Origin of the sequence: Halobacillus sp. KGW1 (assembly GCF_001592845.1) — a bacterium.
Taxonomy (GTDB): Bacteria; Bacillota; Bacilli; order Bacillales; family Halobacillaceae; genus Halobacillus.
In genome coordinates this window covers 1-404 of sequence record NZ_LSOC01000010.1, presented here as the reverse complement: position 1 = coordinate 404, position 404 = coordinate 1, and the positions used below count along the sequence as shown (strand labels likewise).

Below are 404 nucleotides of genomic sequence, written 5' to 3'. Positions count from 1 at the left end.
GCGGCTGGATCACCTCCTTTCTAAGGATTTAGAACGGAAGCGTACTTGGTTGGTTGTTCAGTTTTGAGAGATCGAAAGATACTCTTCTAAGAATTGAATGGGCCTGTAGCTCAGCTGGTTAGAGCGCACGCCTGATAAGCGTGAGGTCGGTGGTTCAAGTCCACTCAGGCCCACCATTCAAAAAACGGGGCCTTAGCTCAGCTGGGAGAGCGCCTGCTTTGCACGCAGGAGGTCAGCGGTTCGATCCCGCTAGGCTCCACCATTTAAATGATATACCAAACACAATGATTTGATTGTGTTTTATATTCAACCCTGAATATAGGGCGTGAACCTTGAAAACTGGATAAGGAATCATCGTATCATCTAACGATGAAACGATTGATGACAAGACATCAAACATCGAA

Annotated in this window: 2 tRNA genes; both read left to right on the top strand. The window is 46.3% G+C overall.

From position 1 onward, the window contains the following. Window positions 1–99: 99 nt before the first annotated feature. Window positions 100–176 (top strand) — tRNA-Ile (locus AXG56_RS18980). 10 nt (window positions 177–186) lie between these two features. Beyond that, window positions 187–262: transfer RNA gene (locus AXG56_RS18975), tRNA-Ala, on the top strand. Window positions 263–404 lie beyond the last annotated feature (142 nt).